The 26888-nt window shown below is 64.2% G+C and carries 25 protein-coding genes and 2 pseudogenes; 15 read left to right on the plus strand and 12 right to left on the minus strand.

Annotated elements, in window-relative coordinates; all coding sequences use genetic code 11:
- From X726_RS155995 to X726_RS155985, 3 genes are all read left to right on the plus strand, one after another.
- The coding region (locus tag X726_RS155995) for a sugar ABC transporter ATP-binding protein (RefSeq protein ID WP_023669685.1) at positions 1 to 1309 on the plus strand (1309 nt) is incomplete at its 5' end.
- Positions 1306 to 2277, plus strand: coding sequence for an ABC transporter permease (locus tag X726_RS155990; RefSeq protein WP_023669686.1), 972 nt, complete (start codon positions 1306 to 1308; stop codon positions 2275 to 2277). The genes X726_RS155995 and X726_RS155990, both read left to right, overlap by 4 nt.
- A 262-nt stretch (positions 2278 to 2539) precedes the next feature.
- Complete coding sequence (locus tag X726_RS155985; RefSeq protein ID WP_023669687.1) at positions 2540 to 3520, plus strand: ABC transporter permease; 981 nt, start codon at positions 2540 to 2542, stop codon at positions 3518 to 3520.
- A 354-nt stretch (positions 3521 to 3874) separates the two neighbouring features.
- Here X726_RS155985 and X726_RS155980 read toward each other — a convergent pair whose 3' ends face one another.
- The 4 genes from X726_RS155980 to X726_RS155965 form a co-directional block, all read right to left on the minus strand.
- Positions 3875 to 4315, minus strand: a complete 441-nt coding sequence (locus X726_RS155980; protein ID WP_023669688.1) for a hypothetical protein — start codon at positions 4313 to 4315, stop codon at positions 3875 to 3877.
- Positions 4316 to 4761: 446 nt separating this feature from the next.
- Positions 4762 to 5121 (minus strand): hypothetical protein, encoded by a 360-nt coding sequence (locus tag X726_RS155975; RefSeq protein WP_023747059.1) that lies wholly within the window; start codon positions 5119 to 5121, stop codon positions 4762 to 4764.
- A gap of 88 nt (positions 5122 to 5209) precedes the next feature.
- On the minus strand, positions 5210 to 6358 hold the full coding sequence (locus X726_RS155970) for an amidohydrolase (protein ID WP_023669690.1): 1149 nt from the start codon (positions 6356 to 6358) through the stop codon (positions 5210 to 5212).
- A gap of 28 nt (positions 6359 to 6386) precedes the next feature.
- Positions 6387 to 6806, minus strand: a complete 420-nt coding sequence (locus tag X726_RS155965; RefSeq protein ID WP_023669691.1) for a hypothetical protein — start codon at positions 6804 to 6806, stop codon at positions 6387 to 6389.
- A gap of 235 nt (positions 6807 to 7041) precedes the next feature.
- Here X726_RS155965 and X726_RS1000000171645 point away from each other — a divergent pair.
- The 4 genes and pseudogenes from X726_RS1000000171645 to X726_RS155955 form a co-directional block, all read left to right on the plus strand.
- Positions 7042 to 7380, plus strand: a pseudogene (locus tag X726_RS1000000171645) (GlxA family transcriptional regulator); the annotation flags it as partial.
- 97 nt (positions 7381 to 7477) lie between these two features.
- The gene (locus tag X726_RS1000000171650; RefSeq protein ID WP_023669693.1) at positions 7478 to 8035 is read left to right on the plus strand and encodes a helix-turn-helix domain-containing protein; all 558 of its coding nucleotides are present in this window, start codon (positions 7478 to 7480) and stop codon (positions 8033 to 8035) included.
- Positions 8036 to 8103: 68 nt separating this feature from the next.
- Positions 8104 to 8385, plus strand: coding sequence for a type II toxin-antitoxin system ParD family antitoxin (locus X726_RS155960; protein WP_023669694.1), 282 nt, complete (start codon positions 8104 to 8106; stop codon positions 8383 to 8385).
- A complete protein-coding gene (locus X726_RS155955; RefSeq protein ID WP_023669695.1) occupies positions 8382 to 8696 on the plus strand; it encodes a type II toxin-antitoxin system RelE/ParE family toxin in 315 nt (104 codons plus the stop codon). Before X726_RS155960 ends, X726_RS155955 begins: the two co-directional genes overlap by 4 nt.
- Here X726_RS155955 and X726_RS155950 read toward each other — a convergent pair.
- The 3 genes from X726_RS155950 to X726_RS155940 are packed head-to-tail and all read right to left on the minus strand — an operon-like array spanning position 8683 to position 13191.
- Positions 8683 to 10002 carry an HlyD family type I secretion periplasmic adaptor subunit gene (locus X726_RS155950; protein WP_023669696.1) on the minus strand — a complete coding sequence of 440 codons (1320 nt, stop codon included), beginning with the start codon at positions 10000 to 10002 and terminating at the stop codon, positions 8683 to 8685. The genes X726_RS155955 and X726_RS155950 overlap by 14 nt on opposite strands.
- A gap of 3 nt (positions 10003 to 10005) precedes the next feature.
- Positions 10006 to 11766 carry a type I secretion system permease/ATPase gene (locus tag X726_RS155945; protein ID WP_023669697.1) on the minus strand — a complete coding sequence of 587 codons (1761 nt, stop codon included), beginning with the start codon at positions 11764 to 11766 and terminating at the stop codon, positions 10006 to 10008.
- Positions 11767 to 13191 carry a family 16 glycosylhydrolase gene (locus tag X726_RS155940; RefSeq protein WP_023669698.1) on the minus strand — a complete coding sequence of 475 codons (1425 nt, stop codon included), beginning with the start codon at positions 13189 to 13191 and terminating at the stop codon, positions 11767 to 11769.
- 415 nt (positions 13192 to 13606) lie between these two features.
- Here X726_RS155940 and X726_RS155935 point away from each other — a divergent pair, with 415 nt between their 5' ends.
- A complete protein-coding gene (locus X726_RS155935; protein WP_023669699.1) occupies positions 13607 to 14050 on the plus strand; it encodes an SRPBCC family protein in 444 nt (147 codons plus the stop codon).
- 70 nt (positions 14051 to 14120) lie between these two features.
- Here the strand turns inward: X726_RS155935 and X726_RS155930 are convergent, their stop codons facing one another.
- From X726_RS155930 to X726_RS155925, 3 genes and pseudogenes are all read right to left on the minus strand, one after another.
- Positions 14121 to 15086, minus strand: a complete 966-nt coding sequence (locus X726_RS155930) for a hypothetical protein (RefSeq protein WP_031214883.1) — start codon at positions 15084 to 15086, stop codon at positions 14121 to 14123.
- A 128-nt stretch (positions 15087 to 15214) separates the two neighbouring features.
- A pseudogene (locus X726_RS19010) lies at positions 15215 to 16740 on the minus strand (ATP-binding protein).
- Positions 16741 to 16877: 137 nt separating this feature from the next.
- Entirely contained in the window at positions 16878 to 17519 is a 642-nt protein-coding gene (locus X726_RS155925; protein ID WP_023669702.1) for a glutathione S-transferase family protein, read from the minus strand.
- A 146-nt stretch (positions 17520 to 17665) separates the two neighbouring features.
- Here X726_RS155925 and X726_RS155920 point away from each other — a divergent pair, with 146 nt between their 5' ends.
- Positions 17666 to 17896, plus strand: a complete 231-nt coding sequence (locus X726_RS155920) for a hypothetical protein (protein ID WP_023669703.1) — start codon at positions 17666 to 17668, stop codon at positions 17894 to 17896.
- A gap of 140 nt (positions 17897 to 18036) precedes the next feature.
- Here X726_RS155920 and X726_RS155915 read toward each other — a convergent pair whose 3' ends face one another.
- Positions 18037 to 18522: a hypothetical protein gene (locus X726_RS155915; RefSeq protein ID WP_023669704.1), complete on the minus strand. Its 486-nt coding sequence runs from the start codon at positions 18520 to 18522 to the stop codon at positions 18037 to 18039.
- Between the two features lie 175 nt (positions 18523 to 18697).
- On the opposite strand from X726_RS155915, the gene X726_RS155910 reads away from it, so the two are divergent.
- Complete coding sequence (locus X726_RS155910; RefSeq protein WP_023683098.1) at positions 18698 to 19063, plus strand: RidA family protein; 366 nt, start codon at positions 18698 to 18700, stop codon at positions 19061 to 19063.
- Between the two features lie 104 nt (positions 19064 to 19167).
- Entirely contained in the window at positions 19168 to 20394 is a 1227-nt protein-coding gene (locus tag X726_RS155905; protein WP_023704185.1) for an amidohydrolase/deacetylase family metallohydrolase, read from the plus strand.
- Positions 20395 to 20549: 155 nt separating this feature from the next.
- Here X726_RS155905 and X726_RS155900 read toward each other — a convergent pair whose 3' ends face one another.
- On the minus strand, positions 20550 to 22340 hold the full coding sequence (locus tag X726_RS155900) for an NAD(P)/FAD-dependent oxidoreductase (RefSeq protein WP_023669707.1): 1791 nt from the start codon (positions 22338 to 22340) through the stop codon (positions 20550 to 20552).
- Positions 22341 to 22743: 403 nt separating this feature from the next.
- Here X726_RS155900 and X726_RS18975 point away from each other — a divergent pair, with 403 nt between their 5' ends.
- From X726_RS18975 to kdpB, 4 genes are read left to right on the plus strand one after another with little or no spacing between them, the layout of a single operon-like run.
- Positions 22744 to 22833, plus strand: a complete 90-nt coding sequence (locus X726_RS18975) for a K(+)-transporting ATPase subunit F (RefSeq protein WP_023669708.1) — start codon at positions 22744 to 22746, stop codon at positions 22831 to 22833.
- A gap of 18 nt (positions 22834 to 22851) precedes the next feature.
- The gene (gene kdpA / locus X726_RS155895; RefSeq protein WP_023669709.1) at positions 22852 to 24555 is read left to right on the plus strand and encodes a potassium-transporting ATPase subunit KdpA; all 1704 of its coding nucleotides are present in this window, start codon (positions 22852 to 22854) and stop codon (positions 24553 to 24555) included.
- A gap of 8 nt (positions 24556 to 24563) precedes the next feature.
- Positions 24564 to 24791: a hypothetical protein gene (locus X726_RS1000000168875; RefSeq protein WP_084630726.1), complete on the plus strand. Its 228-nt coding sequence runs from the start codon at positions 24564 to 24566 to the stop codon at positions 24789 to 24791.
- Positions 24788 to 26881 carry a potassium-transporting ATPase subunit KdpB gene (gene kdpB / locus X726_RS155890; RefSeq protein WP_023669710.1) on the plus strand — a complete coding sequence of 698 codons (2094 nt, stop codon included), beginning with the start codon at positions 24788 to 24790 and terminating at the stop codon, positions 26879 to 26881. Before X726_RS1000000168875 ends, kdpB begins: the two co-directional genes overlap by 4 nt.
- Positions 26882 to 26888: the final 7 nt, after the last annotated feature.

Genomic DNA, 26888 nt, shown 5'->3' on the forward strand with positions numbered 1-26888 from the left:
CGGGCTGCTGCCCGTCTACCAGGAGCCGTCGCTGATCCCCGATCTCGACGTTCTCTCCAATCTCAGGCTCACCGGCACGCCGGTCGAGCCGTTCCGCGCCTGGGTGCGCGAGCTCGGCATTGCCGACCTCGATCTGCGCGACACCGCGCGCGACATCCCGCTCGCCGTGCTGCGCGTGCTCGACCTGGCGCGGGCGCTCGCCGTCGAGCCCGACGTGCTGCTGCTTGACGAGATGACGGCGGCCCTGCCCGCCAACCTTGCCGAAAAGGTGCTGGAAGTGGTGCGCCGCCAAGGCGATTCGGGCCGCGCCGTGATCTTCATCTCGCACCGCTTCGTCGAAATCTCGGCGCTGTGCGACCGCGCCACCGTGCTGCGGGACGGCGAGACCGTCGGCGTCGTCGACATCGTGCCGGGCGTGGAAGAAAAGATCGTCGAGCTGATGCTCGGCACCCGCATCGTCAAAACCCATGTCGCGGCCCGCAGCGCTGCCGAGAAGGCCGCGCCCGCGACCACCCGGCCGCGCATTTCGGTGCGAAACCTGCGCGTCGGCGCCAAGCTCAGCGATGTCTCCTTCGATCTCGCCGACGGCGAAGTCGCCGGCGTCGTCGCGCTCGAAGGCCAGGGCCAGGACGAGTTGTTCGCCGCCCTTGCCGGCTCGATCCGGCCCTCCGGCGGCACAATCGAAGTCGATGGCCAGCCGGTGAAATTCTCGCATCCGATCGACGCCATCCGCGCCGGCATTGCCTATGTGCCGGGCGACCGCTCGGAAGCGCTCGCCATGCAGCGCTCGGTGCGCGAAAACATCGCGCTGCCTTTCAGCGCTGCCTTGCGCAACTGGGGTCCGATCAACATGCGCCGCGAACGCGCGACCGTGCTCAGCGCCATCGAGCGGCTGCAGATCGACACCCGTGCGCAAGGCGAGGTGCAGCGCCTGTCCGGCGGCAACCAGCAGAAGGTGACCATCGCCCGCTGGATCGCGGCGGATGCCCGCACCATCCTGTGCTTCGACCCGACGCGCGGCATCGATGTCGGCACCAAGCAGGAGATCTACAAGCTGCTGCGCGAACTCGCCGGCAACAGCAAGTCGGTGCTGTTCTACACCTCGGAACTCGAAGAGGTGCAGCGCGTCTGCGACCGCGTCATCGTCATCTTCGGCGGCCGCCTCGTCGACATTTTTCCGGTCGAGGAGGCCGACGAGCCGGCGCTGATGCGCGCCGCCTACGGCCTGCCGCGCGGCGCCAAGGCCGATATCGGCATATTGGCTGATCCGACCGCGAACACTTCGGCTTCGCCGGAGGCCGCGCCATGAGCCATTTCCTGCGCCGCCAAGGCTGGGTCGTCGGCCTGTTCGCCCTGCTCATCGTCCTGTTCATCGCCACCAGGATCATCCAGCCGGCCTATGGCAGCAATGATTTCGGCTCGCTCGCCCGAGCCGTTCTGCCCTATGCCTTCGCAGTCGCCGCGCAGACCGTCGTCGTCATCGCCGGCGGCATTGACCTGTCGGTCGCCGCCATGATGGCGCTGACCAGCGTCACCGCGGCGTCGATGATGAATGGCGCGAGCGAGGAATACGCGCTGTTCGTGGTGCCCTTCGTGCTGGCCATGGGTTTCGTGCTCGGCGCACTCAACGGCCTGCTCATCGTCGTCACCCGCGTGCCCGACATTGTCGTGACGCTGGCCATGCTGTTCGTGCTGCAGGGTGCAGCCCTGCTGGTACTCGACGCGCCGGGCGGCGGCATCGCCGAATGGCTGAAGGCGCTGATCTCTGGCACCGTACCGATCCCCGGCCTGCCCGACGCCATAGACGCCTGGCTGCCCAAGGCGCTGCTGGTGCTGATCGTGTGCCTCTGCGTCATCTGGATACCGCTGCGGCGCTCGCGCCTCGGCCTCTCCATCTACGCCATCGGCTCTAGCGAACTGGCGGCGTTCCGCTCCGGCGTGCCGGTCAAGCGCACTCGCATCATCGCCTATGCGCTGTCCGGCCTGTTCGCCGCCTTTGGCGGCCTGGCGCTGACCATGAGCACCGGCATCGGCGCCCCCATCCCCGGCCCCTATCTGCTCGCCAGCGTCGCCGCCGTGGTGCTGGGCGGCGTCGCGCTCGGCGGCGGCAAGGGCGGCCTGCTCGGCCCGATCGTCGCCGTCTTCGTGTTGCGCCTGGTGCGCACGGATTTGACGCTGCTTGCCATCGACCCGAATGTCACCGCCATCATCGAGGGGCTGATCATGGTGGCGGTGGTGATGTTCGGGGCGTTTATCACGATGCGGGGGCGGCAATGATGGGTGTGCTGTCGCAGAGAGACGTCGGCGTTCCTTCGCGCCCCCCTCTGTCCTGCCGGACATCTCCCCCACAAGGGGGGAGATTGGATGTCGCGACGACCTTCGCCAATCTCCAACCTTGCAAGAATGAGCGAGGCGCTGAAGCTGCCAATCTCCCCACAAGTGGGGGAGATGGCCGGCAGGCCAGAGGGGGGCGCCGTAGAGCACTGTCCTCGCCAACTTGCCGCACCTTGCAAACCTCATCGCGAGCAAGAGCCGCCCCATGAGCACCACCGCCATCACCCCGGTCCCCTTCGGCCGCCGCATAAAGCGCTTCATGGCCGATCGCCCGCTCATCCCGCTGATCGTCCTGCTCGCCATCCTGGTTATAATCCTGCAGGTCCTGCGCCCCGGCATCGTCAACGAGCGCTGGATCGCCAACACCATCAAATTCGCCATCCCGCTGGCGATCCTCGCGGGATGCCAGACCATGACCATGCTGACCGGCGGCATCGACCTGTCGGTCGGCACGGTGGCAACGATGAGCGCCTTCATCATGGCGACGCAAGTGGTCAACCAGGACCCGGCGGTGGCGTTCCTGCTGGCGATGATGCCGGCGGTGCTGATCGGCCTCGTCAACGGCATCGGCGTCGGTGTCTTCCGCGTCCACCCGCTGATCATGACGCTGGGCACCAGCCTGATCGGCACCGGCTGCCTGCAGGTCTACCAGCGCACGGTGATCGCGTCGGGCGCAAAAATCCCCGACTTCTTGGCTTGGCTCGGCACCGGCGTGACATGGGGCTTCCCCAACGCGCTGCTTTTGTTCGTGCCGCTCGCCGCCCTCATCGTCTTCACGCTCGCCCGGACCGGCTTCGGCCGCCTGCTCTACGCCGTCGGCGACAATGAGCGCGCGACCCGCCTGTCGGGCGTGCAATACTGGCAGGTCATCACCGCGCTCTACGTCACCTCCAGCGCGCTCGCCGGCATCACCGGCCTGCTCTATATCGGCCTGATCAAGGCCCCCTCGCTGTCGCTCGCCGAACCGCTGGTGCTGCCCTCGGTCGCCGCCGCCGTCATCGGCGGCACCTCCATCTTCGGCGGCCGCGGCGGCTACACCGGCACCATCATCGGCGCCCTGATCCTGACCGTGCTGACAACACTGCTGACCATCCTGCAGATGCCGGAGGGGGCACGGCGGATCTTGTTCGGGCTGATCGTGCTGTTCGTGACGGCGGCGTATTTGCGGATTGTGGAGGAGCGGTAGGGGGCTGGCGGCAGTAGTGCCGCCGGTCCGGCGCTGCAAGCCAGGCTTACCCGTCAGAAGCGCAAGGCTATCGCCTACGGCAGCGCCAGCCCCCACTCCGTCTCGGCTTCGCCGAGCCACCTCTACCCCCACGTCCGTGGGGGAGAGGAAATGCCAAGCTTTCATAGGAAGGAAATCCAAGTTTTTCTTGAGGCAGAACCTAAGCCTTTGAAGCCGCGACTTCCAAAATTAGCGTTTCCTCTCCCCCACGAAAGTGGGGGTAGAGGTGGCTCGGCGAAGCCGAGACGGAGTGGGGGACCGACCTACTGATTGCCACCATCCTGGGCGACCTTGCCCACCCAGACGCAACGCCCCTTACTTCAACGAAATCGCCATCCCGCTCAGATCCGCATTCACCTGCAGCCCCACCTGCCGGCCCGTAAGCTCGAGCTGGGCGCCCTTGTCGTTGGTCATGACGATCACCTGCGCGCCCTTGCCGAGCGCGCCGCCACCGCCGGCCGCGCCATAAACCCCGGTCGCATCGCGGACCCTGCGGATGTGCCGCACGGTGCCCCGGAAATACGTCTTGGAAACGCCAAAGGCGAGGCCGCCCGAGACGCCGCCGATCGAGATCGGATAGGTGCGGCCATGGAAGGTAAGCGTGCCCTCGCCGCCCGAGCCGCCGACGAAGAAGGCCGCCTTGTAGACGGCAAAGCGGATCGTGCCGCTATCGGCATGCGCGGCGCTGGCAGCGCTGACGGACACAGTTGTGATGGCCGCAACCGCGAGCGAACGAAAGCTGGACGAGATGGTCATGGTGGGAGCTCCTCAAGTGCGCCGCTCACCCAACCGGCAGGGCTCGTCGGCGTCGTAACCAACTTGAACAGTTTAGGCTTGGATTTGGTTCCAGGGAGAGCCCTCGGTGGGTCAAGGCGCAAAGCTGGTGGGGAGAGCGGAGGAGCGCTTCATACAGAGCTGGCAATGCCAATGCCTCGGGGCAAGGGCTATCGCATATGAGCTTGTACGAAGAGGACCACCACTCTAACTTGCCGGGGCGAGCCAGGGTTTCGCCCGTCCTTCGGACCCTCACAAGGCGGAGGGAACGCTGCCGCACGCCCAGCCCTTTTTTAAGTCGACTTAGACGGTTTTGCGGAAATCAGCGCCAACCTAGTCTCCCTCCCCCTTGTTGGGAGGGATTGAGGGCGGGGGTATTCGTAGGGCGCAAGCCTCCGCTATGGTCCCTGTGCAAACCAATCCCAGCCCTACGGATATTTCCCCGGCTTTGGTGCGTAGATTTGCGGATCGAAGTCCAAATCCTTCGGCAGCGGCAGGCTCGAGCACTGCAGATGCATCTGGCGCGCCAACAGCCTTCGCTGCTGCTGCTCATGCTCCTTGATCGCCGCCACGAGACCCATGCTGTAGGGCCCCAGCACGACGCCGGCGGCCCATCCCGGATGCTCCTTCTCGCGCCGGTCGTAGTTCAAGGCATCCGTGCGGGCCTGCTGGCATTCCGGCGTCGCCCATTTCGGGTCCTGCGGCGAGAGCGAGGCTCCATACTGGACCGGAGACGATACGCACCCTGCCACTGTCGCAGTCAACGCGACGACCATTGCAATTCTCATCCGCAAGCCCCTCCTAATGTAGGAGGCGACTACAAGACGATTCCAGCGGGAAAAAGGCAGCTTCAGGATGCGGATTTTGCAGGGCCGCTCACCCCAGCAGGTTGCGCGCCGTGCGCATGAAGATCTTCGAGCCGATCGGGATCAGATCGTCGGGAAAATCATAGTCGGGATTGTGCAATGACGGGGTGCGCTCGCCCGCGCCGAGGAAGAACATCGCCGACTTCGCCTTGTGGCCGAAAATGCCGAAATCCTCCGAGGCGCGCATCGGCAGGGCTTCCTCGCTGCGCGGCACACCCTCTTCGTCCAACGCGCGGTTGAGATGCTCCACCGCATCGGGCGCGTTGACGCTGGCGACGAAAATCTCATGATAATCGCAGTGCACGGAAAGACGGTGCTCGGCCGCGATCCTGGTGGCCAACGCTTCCGCCGCCGCGACCAGTTCCGCCATGCGCTCGTCGCGCCTTGTACGCAGCGTCGCCCACACCTCGGCGTAGCCGGGCGCGATGCCGAACACGGCCTCGCCCATCGTCGCATGGGTGACGGTGACCATGCTGAAATCATCGTCGGCAAAGGTGCCGCGTCCGAGCGCCGGCAGCAGCGGCATGAGCTCGCTCACCGCCAGCATCGGCGATACGCCGGTTTCGGGCATGGACGAATGCGCGGTCTTGCCGTCCAGCACGATGCGGATGCCGCGCGAGGCGCAGTTGACCACGCCGGGCTTGAGGCGAACCTCGCCGAACGGCACGCCCGGCAGATTGTGCAGGGAGAAAGCAAAATCCGGCGCGATCTCGTCAAAGCGCGCATCGGCGACGACGCCGGCCGCGCCATTGCCGGTCTCTTCCGCCGGCTGGAACATCAAGACGACGCGGCCGCGCGCCGGCCGTTCACGCCCGAGCTGACGGCCGAGTGCGGCCAGGATCGCGGTATGGCCGTCATGGCCGCACATATGCGATTTGCCCGGCACCTGCGAGGCATGGTCGACGCCCGAAAGCTCCTCGATCGGCAGCGCATCGATTTCCGAGCGGAACAGCACCGTAGGCCCTGCCTTGCCGCTGTCATACACCGCTGCCACACCATGGCCGCCAAGCCCGGTCACCACCTTGTCCGGCCCGGTATCGGCGAGAAAGTCGACAACCTCCTTGGCGGTCTTTTCCTCTTCGTTGGAGATTTCCGGCTGCTGGTGCAGCTTGCGGCGCCATGCCGTCAGCTCGATGATATCGCGATTGGTCAGGGTCATGGCTTGGGCTCCGCTTTGGTGCTGCAGGTTACACAAACACGATAGGGTTTTTCTCACGCCGTGCCATACTGATCAATTCCACTAGTCCATCGGCAAATTCCCGAACCCATGGGTCGGTGCTGGATTCGATCAGTCGCAATTCGCGCTCAAGCTCGCCGAAGCTCGGCTCCTCGATGACGTCTCCAACACCGCTGGCTGAAAGGAGGACCATCCGTTCCAGCGCTGACCCTTCGCCGAGAAGACCGGCAATCAGCTCCCCGAGCGCCGCAATGTGGGCTATGTTTCCGACACGCCAGTCACGCGTTATGACATCGTCCCAGGTGAGAGTCACGTCTTCGGGATGGATCACCTCGCATTCGCCGTTTTCCGGATCCCGCTGAAAGCGATAGCCGGGGAATTCCCGCTCCATGGTCGAAACGCTTTTAAAAACCGCCAAGTCGAGACCCATGCTCCCTCCCGCCTAACCGAAGATCATCCTTACATTCGGCTCCAACAATCGGTCAAAGCTCTTTTGGACCTATTCTCGAAACATTGGAGAAGAGATGGCCGACCGGTTGCACACTAAGGTCGTCAATCTCATCTCCGACATCTGGCGGCCAATCCTGAGGGGCATGGTGCTCGAGTCCGTGCCAATCTTCAGCAACTAGGCTCCATCCACCCGAAGGAACGGTTTCGGAGCAACAATGGCCAGGCGGTTTGCGTTTCTCTTGGTTCGCGACTTCACGCTGTCGCCGCTGTCGCTGTTCATCGACACGCTGCGGCTGGCCGGCGATGAAGGCGACCGCAGCCGCCGGATCGAGTTCGACTGGGAGATCGTCGGCGAGCGTGGCCTGCCGATCCGGGCGAGTTGCGGTGTCGAGTTGCTGCCGACCAAGGCGATCGGCAATCCGCAGGAGTTCGACAATGTCGTCGTGGTCGGCCTGCTCGACACCAACCGCAGCCTCAGCTCCGAAAAGGAGGCCTTCCTGTTGCGGGCGGCCGAAAAGGGCGTGCCGCTGACGGCACTCTGCACCGGCAGCTTCGTGCTCGCGCGCTACGGTCTGCTCGATGGCTACAGTGCTGCCGTCAGCTGGTTTCACATCAAGGATTTCCGCAGCCAATTCCCTGATGTGAACGCCCATGCCGACAGCCTGTTTTCCGTCGATAGGGGCCGCTCCGACCTGCGCCGGAGGCACGGGTGCGGCCGACCTTGCCGGCCATTTCGTGTCGCAGTTCATCGGCCGCAAGGCTGCGGAAAAAGCCGCCAAGATCCTCGTGCTCGACCGCATCCGCTCGAGCCTGGATGTGCAGCCCGTCGGCGATCTCTTTCCGGCCGCGTCGAGCCGAGCGGTGAAACGGGCGCTGCTTCTGATGGAAAGCAATCTCCAGGAGACGCTGTCGGTCGCCGAGATCGCGGGCCGGTTGCATTTATCCCGGCGCCAGCTTGAGCGGCTGTTCGGCGCCGAGCTCGGCATCGGCCCGATGGCCGCCTATCTTGCGCTGCGCGTACATCAGGCCAAGTCGCTGCTGGAGGGGAGCGACTTGGCAATCGGCGACATCGCCTACCGCTGCGGTTTTCCCAATGCCGGCCATTTCAGCCGTGTCTTCCGCCATCAGACCGGTATCACGCCGACCCATCTCAGGCATCCGAACCGAATGTCCGGTGTCTTTGCCGACGGCAAGGGGAGCGGTCCCTAAGCCTATATTGGGGCGTGCGATCTCGCCGTTGGTATGATAATATCATACCAACCTGATAGGAGGGATCCATGTCCGCCACCGAAAAACGCACCTTCAGCCTGCCGGCCGAGCAGGCTGCTTTCATCGACCAGCTCGTTCGGTCCGGCACATACGCGACCAGCAGTGAAGTGATCCGCGCCGGTCTTCGCGCATTGCAGGAACGCGACGCCGCCGTGGAGCGCTGGCTGCGTGAGGAGGTCGCGCCGACCTATGATAGGTGGAAGGCAGACCCCTCCCAGGCCATCCCGGCCGACAAGTCTTTTGACAGCATTCGCGCACATCACGCAGCTCGCCTCAAGGGGAACGTGTGAAGCGCCGGCATGTTGTCCTTTTGCCGGAAGCCCAGACGGACCTGTTATGGATATACGATACGGTCGCTCACGCATCCGGCAACCTCACCGCCCTTCGCTACATCGAGCGGATCGAGCGATTTTGCCTGGGTCTCGACTATGCCTCGGAACGCGGAACCCTAAGGGATGATGTGCGGCCGGGGCTTCGCATCGTTGGCTTCGAGCGCCGCCTGACTGTGGCCTTCACCGTAGAAGGCGACCAGGTGGTGATTCTCAGGGTGTTCTACGGCGGCGTCAACTGGGAGGACGAGTTGGCGCCTATCGCTCCGTGAACGCGCGCGCGAACGAGTCCAGCATCGGCCGCGCCAGATATTCGAGGAAGGTTCGGTCGCCGGTGCTGATAAACGCCTCGACCGGCGTTCCCGGGTAAAGCTGCTCGGCTTTCACGCCCTGCGGCAGCGTGTCGGTGATCTTCAGCCTGGCGCGGAAATACGCCTCATGCGTGGTTTCATCGATCAGCCTGTCGGCGGAAATTTGCGTCACCGTAGCCGGGACCTCAGGGGTGAGGCGCGCGTTCAGGGCGGACAGCCTGAGCTTCGCCGGCTGGCCGACGCGAACCAGGTCCACGTCCTTCGGCCGCAGCTTCGCGTCGACGATGAGGCCCGACGCGGTGGGCAGGATCTCCATGATCTTCTGCCCCGGCGCAATCACGCTGCCTTTGGAGTTGTAGATCGAGGATACCACGATGCCGGCTGCCGGCGCCTTGATCGTCGTGCGCCCCAGCACCGCCTCGGCTGCGGTGATCTGTTCGCCGATGTCGGCCAGGCTGGTGCGAACCTCGTCGAGCTTGGTCAGCGCGTCCTCGACGCGCTGCGTGGTCGCGCGCTCGACCTGCGCCTGGGCTTCGACGATCTGCGTCTTGGTCGCTGCGATATCCGCCTCCAGCGCGCCGGCCTGGCCGACCAGATCGGCCTCGCTGCGCAGAAGCTGCGAATATTCGCTGCGGTTGGTGAGACCCTTGTCGAGCAGGCCGGTCTTGATGCCGAGTTCCTTCTTCACGATCTCGGCCTGTTGCTGGATGGCGAGTTTCTGCGCCTCCAGGCCCAGCGCCGACTCACGATGCATGGCGACGCGCTGCGCCAGGATCGACTGCTCGGAGCGGAACCGGGCGAGCCTGGCCTCGAACTCCTTCTGCTGTTCGTGCACCAGATTGTCGAAATCGCGCTGGAACGGCGCGGGTGCTGCTTCGGCGATCGGCGCCAGCCTGTCCGATCCGTCGCGCTCGGCCTCAAGTCGCGCGGCACTTGCCCTGAGCGCGATCGTCTGTCTGGTCAGCCGGTTGAGGTCGGTCTCGGCCGCCCTGCGGTCGAGCAGGACCAGCGGTTCGCCTTTTTGCACGCGGTCGCCTTCATGCACCAGCAATTGCTCGATGATGCCGCCCTCGGGGTGCTGGATGAGGATGTTGCCGCCCGTCGCCGAGATCGTGCCGGAGGTGATCACCGCGCCGGAGAGCGGCGCGTTCGCCGCCCAATAACCGAAGCAGCCGACGAAGAGCGCTATGGCCACGTAGCCGACGACGGCCATGCGGCGGAAGTCGGTGCGCGGTCGACCTTCGAAGGCGAGGCTCTGCTGCATCATCGTCTATGACCCGAAGCGGACGCTGTGCGGGCGCACGGTCGGCACGAACGAGCCTGTCACCACCGCGCTCCCGGCCTTGCCGGCCGCCGGTTGCCTCAGCACCTCGCTCGCAGGGCCGAAAGCTTCGACCATGCCGTTGCGCAGGACCATGACGCGGTCGCAGGCCGCGGCGATCGAAGGGCGATGCGTGATGACGACTGTCGTGACGCTTACACTTCGCGCGGCCGAAAGCATCCCTTCGAGCGCCGCCTCCCCACTGCCGTCGAGATGGGCGTTGGGCTCGTCCAGCACCAGCATGCGTGGCTTGCCGTAGAAGGCGCGCGCCAGCCCTATCCGCTGGCGCTCGCCGCCCGATAGCACGGTATGCGACGGGCCTATCATGGTCTGATAGCCGTCGCGCAGCGTGAGAATCAGCTCATGCGCCTCGGCGCGCCTGGCCGCTTCGACGATCGCGGCGTCATCGGCGTCGGGTTCGAAGCGGGCGACATTTTGCGCGATCGATCCCGGGAAAAGCTCCACCTCCTGCGCGAGATAGCCGATATGCCTGCCAAGCTGGGTTTCGTCCCAGCTCCTCAGGTCGGCGCCGTCGACCCTGACCGCGCCGCCGGTCGGCTGCAGCGCGCCCACAAGCAATTTCGCCAGCGTCGATTTGCCGGCCCCGCTCGGGCCGACGATCGCCACCGCTTCGCCGGCGCCGATGGCAAAATTCAACCGCTTGAGGATGGGCTCCGTGCCGAAAGCCGCAGTCGGCGCGATGAAGAACAGATCCTGCACCGAAATCGCGCCCAATGGATCGGGCAGTGCGAGCTTGCGCCCCTGCGCTGGTTGCGCCGCAAGGGCGGTGTCCAGCCGCTTCCAGCATCGCTTGGCGTCGACGATCTGCCGCCAGGATCCGATCAGCTGGTCGAGCGGCTGCAGCGCGCGCGACGACACCAGCGACGAAGCGAAGATCATGCCGGCGGTCATCTGCCCTTGTAGCACCAGCCACGCGCCGGCGCCGAGGATCGCCAGTTGCAGCATCATGCGCAGCGCCCGCGACGTCGCGCTGAAGATCGCATTGGCGCTTCCGGAACGGTCATGCAGGGTCAGCGCCTCAGCAACGTGCTGTCCCCAGACCGCGGCGGCATTTTGCACCATGCCCATGGCGCGCAGCGTGTCGGTGTTGCGGGCGAAGGCCTGCTCCGCCTGGCTGGCCACCGCCGAGCGTTCCGCCGACATGGCATCGTTCCTGCCGATGGCAAGCTGGTTGGCCACGACCAAGAGAAACAGCAGCACGGCGCCGGCGAGCGTCAGCCAGAACAGGACGGGATGGATGAAATAGAGCAAGGCCAGGAAGACGGGCGCAAACGGCAGGTCGAACAACACCGCCACGCCGCGCGACCTGATGAAGGCGCAAGTCGTGGCAAGGTCGTTCAGCGGCGACAGCCCGCTGCCGGCATGTCTGGCGCCAAGCGAGGCGGCGAATGTCCGCGCGCCCAGTTTCTGGTCGACGGTGGCCGCAACACGTTGCGCGTAGATGGCGCGGACCGCGTCCAGCAGGCCGAGGAAGGCGAGCGCGAGGACCGCCATGGCCGAGAGATAAAGCAGCGTCTCGACGCTGGAGGACGGCAACACCCGGTCATAGACCTGCAGCAGATAGAGCGGGATCACCAGGAGCAGGATGTTGATCAGCAACGAAAAGATGCCGATGTCGGCGATGCCACGCAGGAAGACCGGGCGCAGGCCGATGGCCGCATCGCTGATTGGCGCGCGGTCTCGCGACATCTAGACCGCGTGCTCGGCTGTCGTGCTCAGATGGCTCTGCTGCAAATCGTTCAGCGTATAGGCGTGGATATAGTCGATCTTCATTTGCGCGGGCGTCGCCAGATGGTCGGGCGGCGCGCCGGCTTGACCGCCGACCGCAAGGTCGACCAGCATATACATGGGCTTGTTCATATCGGACGGCGTCGCCGCTTCCGCGACCTGGACGCCATCATAGGTCCAGACCAGCTTGTCCGGCGTCCACAACAGGCCATAGGTGTGATAGCCGTCGGTGTTGGAGACATTCACCGTCGACCCGACCGTGGTGTGGGTTCCCGTCTCATTTGTGTGCGCGGTCATGAGAAGCGCATTCGGGTTCTGCCCATACATTTCGATCACGTCGAGTTCCGGGGGCCATGAACCGTCTTCGGGCAGAAGCCAGAAGGCCGGCCACGCGCCGGCATTTTCCGGGAGATCGGCCCGCATTTCGAAATAGCCATAGGTCTGCGAGAAGGTGTCGTGCGTCGTCAGTATGCCGGAAGTGTATTCGTAATTGTTGATCAGCGGCTTGATGTCGTCGGGCGCATGCGCCGCGGTTATGGTGAGCACGCCGCTTGCGACGCTGAACGGATGGACCGAGCTGGTCGGCGCATAATTGGCGTCGATATACCATTGCAGCTCGCCGTTCTGGGGCTGCGAGCTGCCGTTCTGCGCCCCCCACCAGAAATTGGAATCCCAGATGCCGCTCTGGCCGTTCCACAGGCTCAGCGTGTTGAAATCGTCGTTGAAGGACAGCGTCATGCCGGTCTTGTCGATCGGCAGCTCGAACTGGCCGGGCTGAAATTTGTCGATCGTGGTGTTGTGGAACACCAGCACCTCGCTCGAGCCGAGGTTCAGCTGCACGTTCGATCCCACCTGGACCATATTGGCGTGGACGGCCTCGAACGAGGTGAAGGCATAGCCGTTGAGGCGCACCGTGTCGGTCGCGCCGAAATCGGAGATAAGGTCGCTGCCATTGCCCTTGGTGATGATAAAGGTGTCGGCGCCGGCGCCGCCGATCAGCACGTCATTGCCCTTGCCGCCGTCCAGCGTCTGGCTGCCAGCGCCGCCCGTTATGATGTTGTCCTGAGCATTGCCGAAGGCATAGTGGCCGTCGCCGGTGACGACGAGGTTCTCGAAATTGGCGGGCAGCTTGTAGCTCATCCAGGTATCGATCGTGTCGACGCCCGCGCCGTAGTTCTCGACCGCTTTGTTGATCGTCGAATAGAGATGGTAATAGTCGTCGCCCGCGCCGCCATACATGGTGACCTTGACGTTGGTGTCGCCCCAGAAGGAATCGTTGCCCGAGGTGCCGTAGCGGTAAGGCGCGCCTCCAGTCGCCGAGAACCAATGGGTGGAAGCGCCGGTATACGGAAGTGGAATGCCTTTGGCGTTGAGGACTGTGGTCATTCCGACACTCCTTGCGCGTGCTGCCTTGGTCGTTCGACAACCTTCGAGCGACCATTTCGGATCAACTCTTAAATTGATCCGTCGTTCCAGGGAATCATTCTATAGTACACCAAGGAGATGGTCGCCCATCATTTAATAGATAATGCCGAAGGCGTTAAGCTGACCCTAATACAACTTTGTAGGAGAGACTTACAATTTTAATAAATTGTGAGATCCGCGCCGAAAGTTAGGCAACCTATCAATGATGCATGCAATTTGACGCGACACGACCGCCTGCCTGAGGCCGCGGTCGAAGTCGCGGGCGGATGGCCGCGGGCAAAGGACTCAAGAAAAATTTGACAGGCTATGTCGGACCGGGTGAGGTTCACCCGTCCTTGGGGGATCGAACAACGAAACCACAAAGGATACCGAAGAGATGCCAAGCACCGTACGTTTGCACCGCGTTCTGACGACCAGCCCGGAGAAGGTCTACCGCGCATTCACAGAAGCCGACGCGCTGGCGAAATGGCTTCCGCCGAACGGCTTCACTTGCACGGTACAAAGCTTCGACGCGAAAGTCGGTGGCGCCTTCAAGATGTCGTTCCGAAACTTCACGACGGGCGGCAGCCATTCCTTCGGCGGCGAATATCTCGAACTCGTTCCCGGCGAGCGCCTGCGCTACACCGACAGGTTCGACGACCCCAATTTGCCCGGCCAGATCGAAGTGACCGTGCTCCTGAAGAAAGTGTCGGTCGGCACGGAACTCGACATCACGCAGGCCGGCATTCCGGACGTCATTCCGGCCGAAGCCTGCTATCTCGGCTGGCAGGAGTCGCTGCGCAATCTGGCAAAGCTCGTCGAACCCGAGATCAATCAGTAGAGCCCATCGGATCGGCGGCGCCGCCCAGCCAGTCCGCGCCGCCGACAATGCCGAGCCGAGGACGCATCCCTCACGGCCCGGTGCAGATCGGCAACGGTTGTGGCGGCGGTGGCGGGTTGTCCTTGGCGTATTGCGCGATGATCGGCTCAAGGCTCTTTCGCGGCCAGAATTTCGGCTTGCCGATCTCCTTCAGGCAGGACGCATTCCAATAGGCGCCCGATTTACCAAGGGCGGTGATGTCGCGCGATTCCGGGTAGATATAGAGCGTCGTCGGATTGCCCTTCACCATCGAAATGATCTGGTCGGCGTCGGCCGGCGACCAGCTGGTGCAGCCATTGCTGCGGCCGCCGGCATAATCCACCAGCTTGCCGTATGGCACGAAGCCGTCATGGTCGGCATAGGAGCTGTTCGGGTTCTTGCGCAGGCACATGCCGCGCAACAGCCGCGCCGCGTGGCCGCCGATCACCCGCTGCCTGGCATTCGCCGTCTCCCCCTCACCGTCGAACTGGATGAAGGTGCGCAGCAGCGCCTGGTCCTTTTTTGCGCCGATGCGGTAAAAACCCTTGAATGAGGTCTTTGCCTCGCCGGTCATATAGGCGCCACCGGTCGTCAAGGACGAGTCCAGGGCATTGCCGAAGTTTCTCGCGCAGCGTTTGCCGTTGGAGAAATCGACCACGCCTTTCAAATTGCGGCCGCCGCCATGGCCCGACGAGATCGCCCTGAACGACTGCTTGGCCTCGCAAATGACGTAGTAGCGCCGCCCTAGCACGCCATTGCCGAGATCGCCGGGGCGCGTCGCATCCATGGCGAAATAGCAGCCATTGTGGACCGCGCCTTGCGCGACCTTCTTCAGGTAAAGCGCGCGCGTCCGCTCCAGCACCACTTGCGAAATCTCGCCGTCGTCATTGCCGACATGGGCCTGCAGCCAGGCCGGTATATCGGAGGACGCGGCAAAAGACCGGGCAGACATCGTCAAGGCGATGCCGGCGACGGCGAGGAGGCCAAAGACAAAGACAGCCAGAGATTTCAACCGCACCGGACAACCCTCCCGCCCGAACCGTTCTGCGATTCTCGGAAACCCATCATAAATCGTCGCGCGCCGATCGGCGAAACACATCTTGTTCAGAACCGCGCAAGCAAGTCAGGTAGCTGCCTGTTCGCCTTTCACAGCGCCAGGCTGCCCTGTTCCGCCTCCGCGGCATTGGGGTCGCCCGGCGCCGTCGCCCAGGCGAGCTCGACCAGCGTCACCGTGCGGCGGCCGGTGCCGTCGAGCTGGCAGACGATGAGGCCCTGCTCCTCGATATAGGTGAGCAGCCGCCGGGCGCGCCGCAGCGAATGCGAGCCGTAGGCGCGCGNGAATGCGAGCCGTAGGCGCGCGCGATCGCCGCGTCGCTCGGGCACGGCCAGCCCTCCTTGGCGGCGCGGGCGATCATCATGAACACGCCCTGCATGTCCTCGGGCAGCAGCGAGGCGCGCACGGAAACGTCCTGCCAGGCGTCATCGCCTGCCATGTCGGCGCCGAGCCCGGCGCGGGCACGCGTCAGCATGCGACGGAATTCTGAGAGGTCCGGCACCACCGAAGCGAGGCCTTCGATGCGGCAGCGGACGACGAACTCCTGATAAAGCACGCCGATGACGCGGAAACCCGCATCGGGCTGCGCCAGGATGGCGCGCAGGACACGGTCCACCCGCTCTCGCCGCTCGGCCCTATCCTCGGCGCTTACCGCCGGTTCCGCAGGTTCCGGGCGGATCTCCATCGCCGCCGATTTGGCCGCCATCAGCTGGTCGAGCAGCTCCGGCGACGCCATCCGGCGCGGCGCGCGCATCGTCTCGGGCGGCGGCGCCGCCAGGATGATGGCGCGCGCGTCTTCAAGCGCTGTTTCCGGCATTGCCATCAGCCGCGGCGTACCGTTGCGCGGGCTGGTCTCGGTCTGGCCGATGCGCACGCCGAGCGGACGGCGCGACAGCGCTGGGCCCAACGCCATGAAGTGCCCGCGCTCCAGGTCTCGAAACGCCTCGGCCTGACGCCGTTCCATGCCCAGAAGGTCGGCGGCGCGCGCCATGTCGATATCGAGGAAGGTACGGCCCATGAGGAAATTGGACGCCTCCGCCGCGACATTCTTGGCGAGCTTTGCCAGCCGCTGCGTGGCGATGATGCCGGCAAGGCCGCGCTTGCGGCCGCGGCACATCAGATTGGTCATGGCGCCGAGCGAGAGCTTTCGCGCCTCGTCGGACACTTCGCCGGCCACGGCGGGCGCGAACAGCTGCGCTTCGTCGACCACCACCAGCATCGGATACCAATGCTCGCGGGCAACCTCGAACAACCCGCCGAGAAAGGCAGCGGCGCGCCGCATCTGGTTCTCGGCATCGAGCCCTTCGAGATTGAGCACCGTGGAGACGCGGTGGATGCGCGCCCGCTCGCCGGCTGCCTGCAGGCCACGCTCCGTATGCTCCTCGGCATCGATGACCAGATGGCCGTAATGGTCGCCCAGCGAGACGAAATCGCCTTCCGGGTCGATGATGGTCTGCTGCACCCAGGGCGCGCTCTGCTCCAGGAGCCGGCGCAAAAGGTGCGATTTGCCGGAGCCGGAATTGCCCTGCACCAGAAGCCGGGTCGCCAGCAGCTCCTCAAGGTCGAGCGCCGCCGACGCACCCGCCGTCGTCTGTCCCATCTCGATGGCTACGGTCATGTCACGACTCTCCTTGCGGACAGGGCTTATCAACCCGGCCGCGAGCCGTCGAGCGCGCCATGGCAACTCGCCCGCTGTTCCACACCTATGCTCCCAAAGCGCCACACATCAGCCCATCTGCCCAAAGGGAAGGCACATCAAGCGGAGTTGACCGGCGGCAGAAGCGGCGCTTCCAGCCCGTCGAAGGAATCGCGCCAGGCATCGATGGCTTCGAGCCGGCGATACCAACCCAGAACAGAGGGATAGTCCGCCAGCGGCAGGCCGGCTGCATCGTTGAACGGCAAAAACGTCGCCATGCGGAAATCGGCATAGGAAAGCGACTTGCCCACAAGCCATGGCCGCTTGGCGAGCTCCGCCTCGAGAATCGCTGCCGCGATGCGGAACTCCGCCAGCCCCTCCTCGACCTTGCCCTGGTCGACAGGCCCAATCCCGTAGCGCTGCTTGGTGCCGCGCTCGAAATGCACGATGTCGCAGGCCCGGACGAAATTGTCCTTGCCCCAGCTCAGCCAGCGGATCATGTCGGGTTGGTCATCGCCGCCGCGCCAGAAATCCGAACCCGCTTCGCGCGACAGAAGGCAGGCTATGGCGTCGGCTTCCCACAGGCTGCCGCCCGGCCATGCCAATATCGGCAGGGTAAGATTGGGATTGAGCTGACGAAACCGCTCAGCCTGCCCGGGCGCCATGGGTGCCGCGAACTCACACTCGACCTTGGCCTGCAGATGACGTGCCGTTGCTACCGCAAGGCGCGGATTGGGATTGCGGCTGAAGTACAGTTTCATATCCGGTCCTAGACGCTGTGGGCTCGACCCTATCAAACACGCAAACGTGCCCTCCCGGCAATCTGGTCGGACCACGATTCCGCTGGCACACGCCGTTGTTCGGCGTATTATTTCCTTCGGGAGAGGGTTCTTGGCAGGAGGAAGCCATGAACGTAGTGCCGAGCGTACCTGTCATCGACGTGACAACCCAGAACCTTGTTTCCTCTGCGCTTTCCAGATTCCGCGCTGGCGATACCGTCTCGACTAGAGCGGCGCTCGACGCCATCCGCCGCATGGATCCAACCTGTGTCGACAGCGACGACGATCTCGTCGAACTCGTCGTCATGGCGGCAATTGGTAAGACCATGGCGGTCGTGTTCGACCACCGCTCCCGCTAGCCCTGTGGGACGAACCTGTGCCGTTCAACTCGCTTGAGTTCGAGTGAGTTCGGTTGGCGCCGCGCCGAGCTTTTACAGCCGCAGCCCGGGAAGCGGACGTCTTCGTGCGCGAAGGACGGCAATAGCATGAGCGGCAAGACTCAGATCCCCAAGGGATGTGGCATGTAGCCGACGAAGCCGCCGATCTTCCAGTGGCCCGCCACCTTCCTGCAAAAATACAGCGTCTGCCATTTCAGCTTGTCGACGCTGCCATCGGCCTTGGCCACCGAGCCGTTGAACTTCTTGTGCAGCACGGCGCGGTCGCCATCGACGTCGATGTCGCGCATGTTGGTGACGCGAAACAGCGCCTCGCGCAGCGGCTCGGCGAATCTGGCCGCCGCCGTCTCCTTGGCCTGGCGCAGCCATTCGTCGCGATAGACGGCAAGGCTCGGGAATTGCAGACGCCAGGCGTCGGCATCGCTGAGGAAATGCGCATGCATGCCGAAGAAGCTGTCGGCGAGGAAATCATCCTCGACCATCGACCAGTCCTGACCGATAAAGGCGTCGATGTCGCGCCGCACCAGCATTTCCCAGAGCGCGTGACGATCCGCATCGCCCTCTGGAAACGGGTTCTTGTCGAAGGTCATTGAAATCTCCTGTCGGGAAAATGCGACGCGCAAGATGCTGGCGAGCCTGCGATAAAGCAACACGCGTTTGGAAAAATGTTGCTTTCCAAAAAGCCCCCTATGAGGATCACCGGGACAGGCGTAGAGCGGTCGGCGAAAACGGGGCGCGGCCCGCCATTCTGAACAGGAGTTTCCCTTGCCCAAAGAGTGTTTTGGAACATCCCACGTGCCGCTGTCGCCGGCCGTGCGCGCCGGGGATTTCGTCTACATCTCAGGTCAGGTGCCGGTCGACGGCGACCGCATCGTGGTCAAGGGCGGCATCACCGAGCAGACCGAGCAGGTGCTGCAGAATGTGAAGGCGGCACTCGCGCTGGCCGGTTGCACCATGGACGATGTCGTCAAGACCACGGTCTGGCTCGAGGACGCGCGCGACTTCGGCGCCTTCAATGCCGTCTACGCCAAGCACTTCCCGAAGAATCCGCCGGCCCGCACCACGGTCGAATCGCGGCTGATGATCGACATCAAGATCGAGGTCGAAGCCGTCGCCTACCGGCCGGTTTGACCAGCCGGGGCATGATCCCGAAAAGTGGAGACGGGGTTTTCTCGGACAAACGGAAATCGTTTTGTCCAGAGATCATGCCCCAAAACGAAGAGAGGCAGGCGCCGATGCAGTTCGATCTCCTGATCAAGGGCGGCCGCCTGATCGATCCGGCCTCGGGCCTGGACGCGCCGCGCGATGTCGCCGTTGCGGGCGGACGCATCGTGGCCATCGAGGCGGCGATCGATGCCGAGCACGCCACCAAGATAGTCGACGCTCGTGATTGCATCGTCACGCCCGGCCTCATCGACCTGCATAGCCATGTCTATTGGGGCGGCACCTCGCTGGGCGTCGACGCCGACCGGCTGGCGGCCAAGAGCGGCACCACGACCTTCATCGATGCCGGCAGCGCCGGCGCCGGCAATTTTCTGGGCTTTCGCCGCCATGTCATCGAGCGCTCGAAGGTGCGCATCCTGGCCTATGTCAACATCTCCTTTGCCGGCATATTCGGCTTCTCGCAAAGCGTCTCTGTCGGCGAATGCAGCGATCTCAGGCTCTGCGAGCCACGCGAGACGGTGGCCGCGGTGCGCGAGCACGCCGGTGTCGTCGTCGGCGTAAAAGTGCGCTCCGGCAAGCATGCCGGCGGCACCAGCGGCATCGCGCCGGTGGACCTCGCGCTGGAAGCCGCCGACCGGGCCGGCCTGCCGCTGATGGCGCATATAGACGAGCCGCCGCCCGGCCGTTCCGAGGTGCTGCCGCGCCTGCGCAAGGGTGACATCCTCACGCACTGTTTTCGCCCGTTCCCCAACGCGCCGGTCTTCGCCTCCGGCGCGGTGCGGCCGGACATGCGGCTGGCCCGCGAACGCGGCGTCATCTTCGACATCGGCCACGGCATGGGATCGTTCGACTTCGCCGTGGCGAAAGCGATGCTGGCCGAGGGCCTCGCGCCCGACGTCATCTCCAGCGACGTGCATCTCTATTGCGTCGACGGTCCGGCCTTCGACATACTGGTCTGCATGTCGAAGCTAATGGCGCTGGGCATGCCGCTGGTCGAGGTGCTGCGCGCCGCCACGCAAAGGCCAGCCGAGGCGATCGCCAGGCCGGAGCTTGGGACGTTGAAAGTTGGCGGTGTCGGCGATGTCGCGGTGCTGAGACTGCGCCCCGGGCGCTTTACCTTCGTCGATGCGGTCGGTGCGGCGCTGATCGCGGATCAGCGGCTGGTCTCAGAAGGCATTGTTATCGGCGGTGTCTGGTGGCCGAACGAAGCGCCCGACCACAACGAGACCGAGCGCTTCGCGCCGCATGCGGCACATACGCATGTCGAGGTCGCGGCACGGCATTTCGGGCGTGGATAATCTCCCTCCTTGAGGGGGAGATGGCCGGCAGGCCAGAGGGGGTCGGTTCGACCGGACGCGACCTTCCTTGCCGAGAATGAAGGTCAGCGCTCCACGCGTGGCGACCCCCTCTGTCGCCTTCGGCGACATCTCCCCCTCGAGGGGGGAGGAGATCGCTAGCGCCCTGCGTTACTCACCGCCCCAAACACCGGCGTCGCAATCCCTTCCATCCGCGCCTTGATCTGCAGCGCCACATATTTCGAGTAAAACCGCGACAGCGCCAGATTGCCGCCGTGGAACCACAGCGCGTCCTGCGCCGTCGGCTTCCACATGTTGCGCAGCTCGCCTTGCCAAGGACCGGGATCGCCCTTGACGCCGGAGCCGAGGCCCCAGCATGGCCCGACCTTGTCGGCGACCTCGCGCGAGACGATGGCCGCCACGGTCTCGTTCATCGACTGGTAGCCGGTACAGGCGACGATCGCATCGACGGCCAGCTCGCTGCGGTCGTCGAACAGGATGCCGGTCGGCGTCAATGAACTGATGCCGACGCCGCTCTTCACTTTGATCTCGCCATTGATGATCAGTTCGCAGGCGCCGACATCGATGTAGTAGCCGGAGCCGGTGCGGTAGGCCTTCATCAACAGCCCGGTCTCGTCCTCCCCGAAATCGATGGCGAAGCCGGCGGCGCGTAGCTGGTCGTAGAAGTCTGCGTCGCGTGCCTTGATCACCTCGTAAAGATCCCGCTCGCCCTTGGGTACAAGCGCGAACGGCGTGGACGCGACGATCAGGTCGGCCTTGTCGGTGCTGATGCCGCGCGCCAGAGCCTTTTCCGAGAAGATCTCGAAGCCGACTTCCATCAGAGTGTCGGATTTCACCACTGTCGTCGGCGACCGCTGGATCATGGTGACGTCTGCGCCGCTCTCCCAGAGGTCGACGCTGACATCGTGCCCCGAGCTTGCCGCGCCGATGACAGCGACACGTCTGCCGCGGAATTTCTCGCCGCTTGCATACTGGCTGGAATGCAGGAGTTCGCCCTTGAAGGTCTCGGCGCCGGGCAGCGCGATCTGGCGTGGCGGGCCATAGGCGCCGGTGGCAAAGACAATGTGCTTCGGCTTCAGCGTGATCTGCCGGCCGACGCGGTCGACCACCACAGTCCACACCTTCTCGGCCTCGTCATAGCTGGCGCTGACGCATTTGGTGGCGACCCAGTAGTTGAGCTCCATCACCCTGGTGTACATCTCCAGCCAGTCGCCCATCTTGTCCTTGGGCGTGAACACCGGCCAGTTCTCCGGGAACGGAATGTAGGGCAGATGGTCGTACCAGACCGGATCGTGGAGCACGAGCGAGCGATAACGGTTGCGCCAGGAATCGCCGGGGCGCGCATTTTTCTCGATGATGATGGTGGGCACGCCGAGTTGCCTCAGCCGCGCGCCGAGCATGATGCCGCCCTGCCCGCCGCCGATCACCAGGCAATAGGGCTGCTCGGTGGCGCCGAGGTCGCGCGTCTCGCGCGCCCGCGCCTCCGCCCAGGTTTCGCGCTTCGGATCGGCCTTGTGACGGATGCCAAGCGGCCGCGTCGGTCCCTTTTGTTCCTCGAACCCCTTGAGCTCACGCACCGCCGTGAACAAGGTCCGGCAGCGGCCGTTCGTGAGGCGCACAATCCCTTCGCCCCGCGCGACCGCCGTTTCGAACGTGAACCAGGCCTCGACGGTGCCCTCATCCGAGGTCGCCTCGCCGGACAGCGTCCAGTGTGAGGGCTTCGCTTCCGCCAGCGTCGTTTGCAGCATGTCGCGGATCTCATCGCGGCCTTCCATCGTGGTGATGTTCCAGGTGAAAGCCAGCAGATCGCGCCAGTAGCAGTCGTCGACAAACAGGTTGGCGGCGGCCTCGGCGTCATAAGTTTCCAGCGCCCGTGCAAGCGCGGAAAGCCATGTCGCCGCCTGTTTCGATGGTGCCATGTCGAGCATCTGTTTTTCCCTCACCTTGCCTTCCCATTGTTTCGAAAGACGGCGCCGCCGCAAGGGGGGGTCGCGATATCATGGCGTCGGTTTCTGGCGGCCCGGAACGGAGCCATCTCCCCGAAATCTTTATAGGAACTTTATATCTTTCCTCCGCGGCCCGTCTCGAACCTTTATGGCGATCGGGTCCATATTCCACTTCGAGCAAAACGCTCCGGACACCGTAGCCCTCGAAGCTACGGCGGGTCGTTCTCATGGATTTCTGGCTCGCCAGTCGCTGGGGCCAAATATAAGCAGAAGCAAGGACCAACACAAATGGACATCGTCGTCATCGGGATCGAGGTTTTGTTCTTCGGTCTTTCCCTCGCCTACATCAAAGCTTGCGACGCTCTTTAAGCGGAAGGATCGCACCATGCTTGTCGATTACATCCTCGGTGGCGGCGTGACCTTGTTCCTGCTCGTCTACCTGACATACGCCCTCGTTCGCCCAGAACGCTTCTGAAGCAAGGCACGGAAACCCATGACACTCAACGGATGGATACAGATCCTGGTTTATTGCGGGATCGTCGTTTTGCTGGTGAAGCCGCTCGGCGGCTACATGTACCGCGTCTTCAACGGCGACCGCACATTGCTGTCGCCAATACTCGGGCCCGTTGAGCGCGGCCTCTACCGCATCTCGGGCACCAGCGAACGCGAGGAGCAGCACTGGACCGCCTATGCGGCCGGCATCATCTTCTTCAGCCTTGCCAGCTTCCTGGTGCTGTACTTTGTGCAACGCCTGCAGGGCGTCCTGCCTTACAATCCGGCCGGGATGGCATCGGTTGAGCCCAATCTCGCCTTCAACACCGCCGTCAGCTTCGTCACCAACACCAACTGGCAGAATTACGGCGGCGAAAGCACGATGTCCTATCTCGTGCAAATGGCCGGCCTCACCGTGCAGAACTTCATGTCGGCCGCCGTCGGCATTGCCATCGCGGTGGCGCTGATCCGCGGCTTCGCCCGCGCCTCGGCAAAATCGATCGGCAATTTCTGGGTCGATATGACCCGCTGCACGCTCTACATCCTGCTGCCGCTCAGCATCGTGCTCACCCTCGTCTATGTCTGGCTCGGCATGCCGCAGACGCTCGGGCCTTATGTCGACGCCACCACGCTGGAGGGCGCCAAGCAGACGCTCGCCCTTGGGCCGGTCGCCTCGCAGGTCGCCATCAAGATGCTCGGCACCAATGGCGGCGGCTTCTTCAACGCCAATGCCGCGCATCCTTTCGAAAACCCCGACGCCATCTCCAACATGATCCAGATGGTGACGATCTTCGCGCTGGGTGCTGCACTCACCAACGTCTTCGGCCGCATGGTCGGCAACCAGCGCCAGGGCTGGGCGATCCTGGCCACGATGGGTGTGCTGTTCATCGCTGGCGTCGTTATCTGCTACTGGGCGGAAGCCGCGGGCAATCCGCTGGTCCATGCGCTGGGCGTCGACGGCGCCAACATGGAAGGCAAGGAGAGCCGCTTCGGCATTGCCGCTTCGGCACTATTCGCCGTCATCACCACGGCTGCGAGCTGCGGTGCGGTGAACGCCATGCATGACTCGTTCACAGCACTTGGCGGCCTGATCCCGATGCTCAACATGCAGCTCGGCGAAGTCATCGTCGGCGGCGTCGGCGCCGGCTTCTACGGCATCGTCATGTTCATCGTCATCACCGTGTTCGTCGCCGGGCTGATGGTTGGCCGCACGCCCGAATATCTCGGCAAGAAGATCGAGGCCAAGGAGGTCAAGATGGCAATGCTCGCCATCCTCGCTCTGCCGCTGGTCATGCTGGTCTTCACGGCAATAGCGGTCGTGCTGCCAAGCGCCGTCGCCTCGATGGCCAATGGCGGTCCGCATGGCTTCTCCGAGGTTCTTTATGCCTACACTTCGGCGGCGGCCAACAACGGCTCGGCCTTTGGCGGCCTTTCCGGCAACACGCCCTGGTACAACATCACGCTCGGCATCTCCATGTGGGTGGGTCGCTTCTTCGTCATCATTCCAGCGCTTGCCATTGCCGGCTCGCTAGCGACGAAGAAGACGGTTCCGGCTTCCGCCGGCACCTTCCCGACCGACGGCCCGCTGTTCGTCGGCCTGCTCGTCGGCGTCATCCTGATCGTCGTCGGCCTGACCTTCTTCCCGGCACTGGCGATCGGACCGATCGTCGAGCACCTGGCTGCCATCAACGGCCAGACATTCTGAGGCTTGTCATGTCCTGGTTCTACCCAAAACGCATAAAGGCCCGGCCGCGAGCCGGCCCACGAGCCGGCAATGAGGGGGAGGAAACGCCCCCTCCCTTCCCCGGCGTATCTACCTTCCTCGGCCTCGCGGCAGTCATCATCGTGATCTGGCTGCTGGCCTATGGCCCGCCGCCCCTCTTTTCGGCATCCGATCGGTCGGTGCCGGCCAACAGTTCAGATACTGGAGCCACCAAATGAGCCAGTCCAAATCCGCGAGCATCATGGATGCCCGCATCCTGTGGCCGGCCATCGGCGGCGCCTTCAGGAAACTCGACCCCCGCACGCTGGTCAGGAACCCGGTGATGTTCGTCGTCGCCATCGTCTCGCTTCTTACCACGGTCCTGTTCGTCAAGGATCTCGCCACCGGCGGCGGCGATTTCGGCTTTACGCTGCAGATCATCATCTGGCTGTGGTTCACCGTGCTGTTCGCCAACTTCGCCGAGGCCGTCGCCGAAGGCCGCGGCAAGGCGCAGGCCGATTCGCTGCGCAAGGCGCGCACCGAAACCCAGGCCAAGCTGCTTGCCGGCGAAGACCGCTCCAGGTTCAAGCTGGTGCCCGGCACCAGCCTGAAGGTTGGCGACATCGTGCTGGTCGAAGCCGGCGACATCATCCCGTCCGACGGTGAAGTGGTCGAAGGCGTGGCCTCGGTCAACGAGGCGGCAATCACCGGCGAGTCCGCACCCGTCATTCGCGAATCCGGCGGCGACCGTTCCGCGGTCACCGGCGGCACGCAGGTTCTGTCCGACTGGATTCGCGTGCGCATATCAGCCGCCTCCGGCCACACCTTCCTCGACCGCATGATCTCGCTGGTCGAGGGTGCCTCGCGCCAGAAGACGCCCAACGAGATCGCGCTCAACATCCTGCTCGTCGGCATGACGCTGATCTTCGTGCTGGCCACCGCCACGATCCCGAGCTTTGCCTCCTATTCCGGCGGCTATATCCCGGTGACGGTGCTGGTCGCGCTGTTCGTCACCTTGATCCCGACCACCATCGGTGCCCTGCTGTCGGCCATCGGCATTGCCGGCATGGACCGCCTGGTGCGCTTCAACGTGCTGGCCATGTCCGGCCGTGCCGTCGAAGCGGCGGGCGACGTCGATACGCTTTTGCTCGACAAGACCGGCACCATCACGCTCGGCAACCGCCAGGCCACCGAATTCCGCCCGGTCAAGGGCGTCACCGAACAGGAACTGGCCGATGCCGCGCAGCTCGCCTCGCTCGCCGACGAGACGCCTGAGGGACGCTCGATCGTCGTGCTGGCCAAGGAGAAATACGCCATCCGCGCCCGTGACATGGCAACCTTGCATGCCAGCTTCGTGCCCTTCACCGCGCAGACCCGGATGAGCGGCGTCGACATCGATGGCTCGTCGGTGCGCAAGGGCGCCGTCGATTCGGTTCTCGCCTATGTCAGCCAGTCGACATCGGCCACTCACGGCACGCGCCCTGGCAGCGACACCGTCAAGGATCTCCAGGCGATCGCCGACGAGATCGCCAAGTCGGGCGGCACGCCGCTGGCCGTCGAGCGTGACGGCCGCCTGCTCGGCGTCGTCCACCTCAAGGACATCGTCAAGGGTGGTATCCGCGAGCGCTTTGCCGAACTGCGCAAAATGGGCATCCGCACCGTGATGATCACCGGCGACAATCCGATGACTGCGGCGGCGATCGCAGCCGAAGCCGGCGTCGACGATTTCCTCGCCCAGGCCACGCCCGAGGATAAGCTGAAGCTGATCCGCGACGAACAGGCCAAGGGCAAGCTGGTCGCCATGTGCGGTGACGGCACCAACGACGCGCCGGCCTTGGCGCAGGCCGATGTCGGCGTCGCCATGAACACCGGCACGGTTGCCGCCCGCGAGGCCGGCAACATGATCGACCTCGATAGTGACCCGACCAAGCTGATCGAGATCGTCGAGATCGGCAAGGCGCTGCTGATGACGCGCGGCTCGCTGACGACCTTCTCGATCGCCAACGACGTCGCCAAATACTTCGCCATCATCCCGGCCATGTTTGCCGTCTTCTACGTTGCGCCGGGACATACCATCGGCCCCCTGCAAGCGCTCAACATCATGCATCTGGCGACGCCGCAGAGCGCCATCCTGTCGGCCATCATCTTCAACGCGCTGATCATCATCGCTCTGATCCCGCTGTCGCTGAAAGGCGTCAAATACCGCGCCATCGGCGCCGGCGCGCTGCTCAGCCGCAACCTCCTGGTCTACGGCCTCGGCGGCATCATCGTTCCCTTCGCCGGCATCAAGGCGATCGACATGATCGTCACCGGCCTCTGCCTCGCTTAAGGAAATA

Origin of the sequence: Mesorhizobium sp. LSJC285A00, from assembly GCF_000503155.1 — a bacterium.
In the GTDB taxonomy this organism is placed as follows: Bacteria; Pseudomonadota; Alphaproteobacteria; order Rhizobiales; family Rhizobiaceae; genus Mesorhizobium.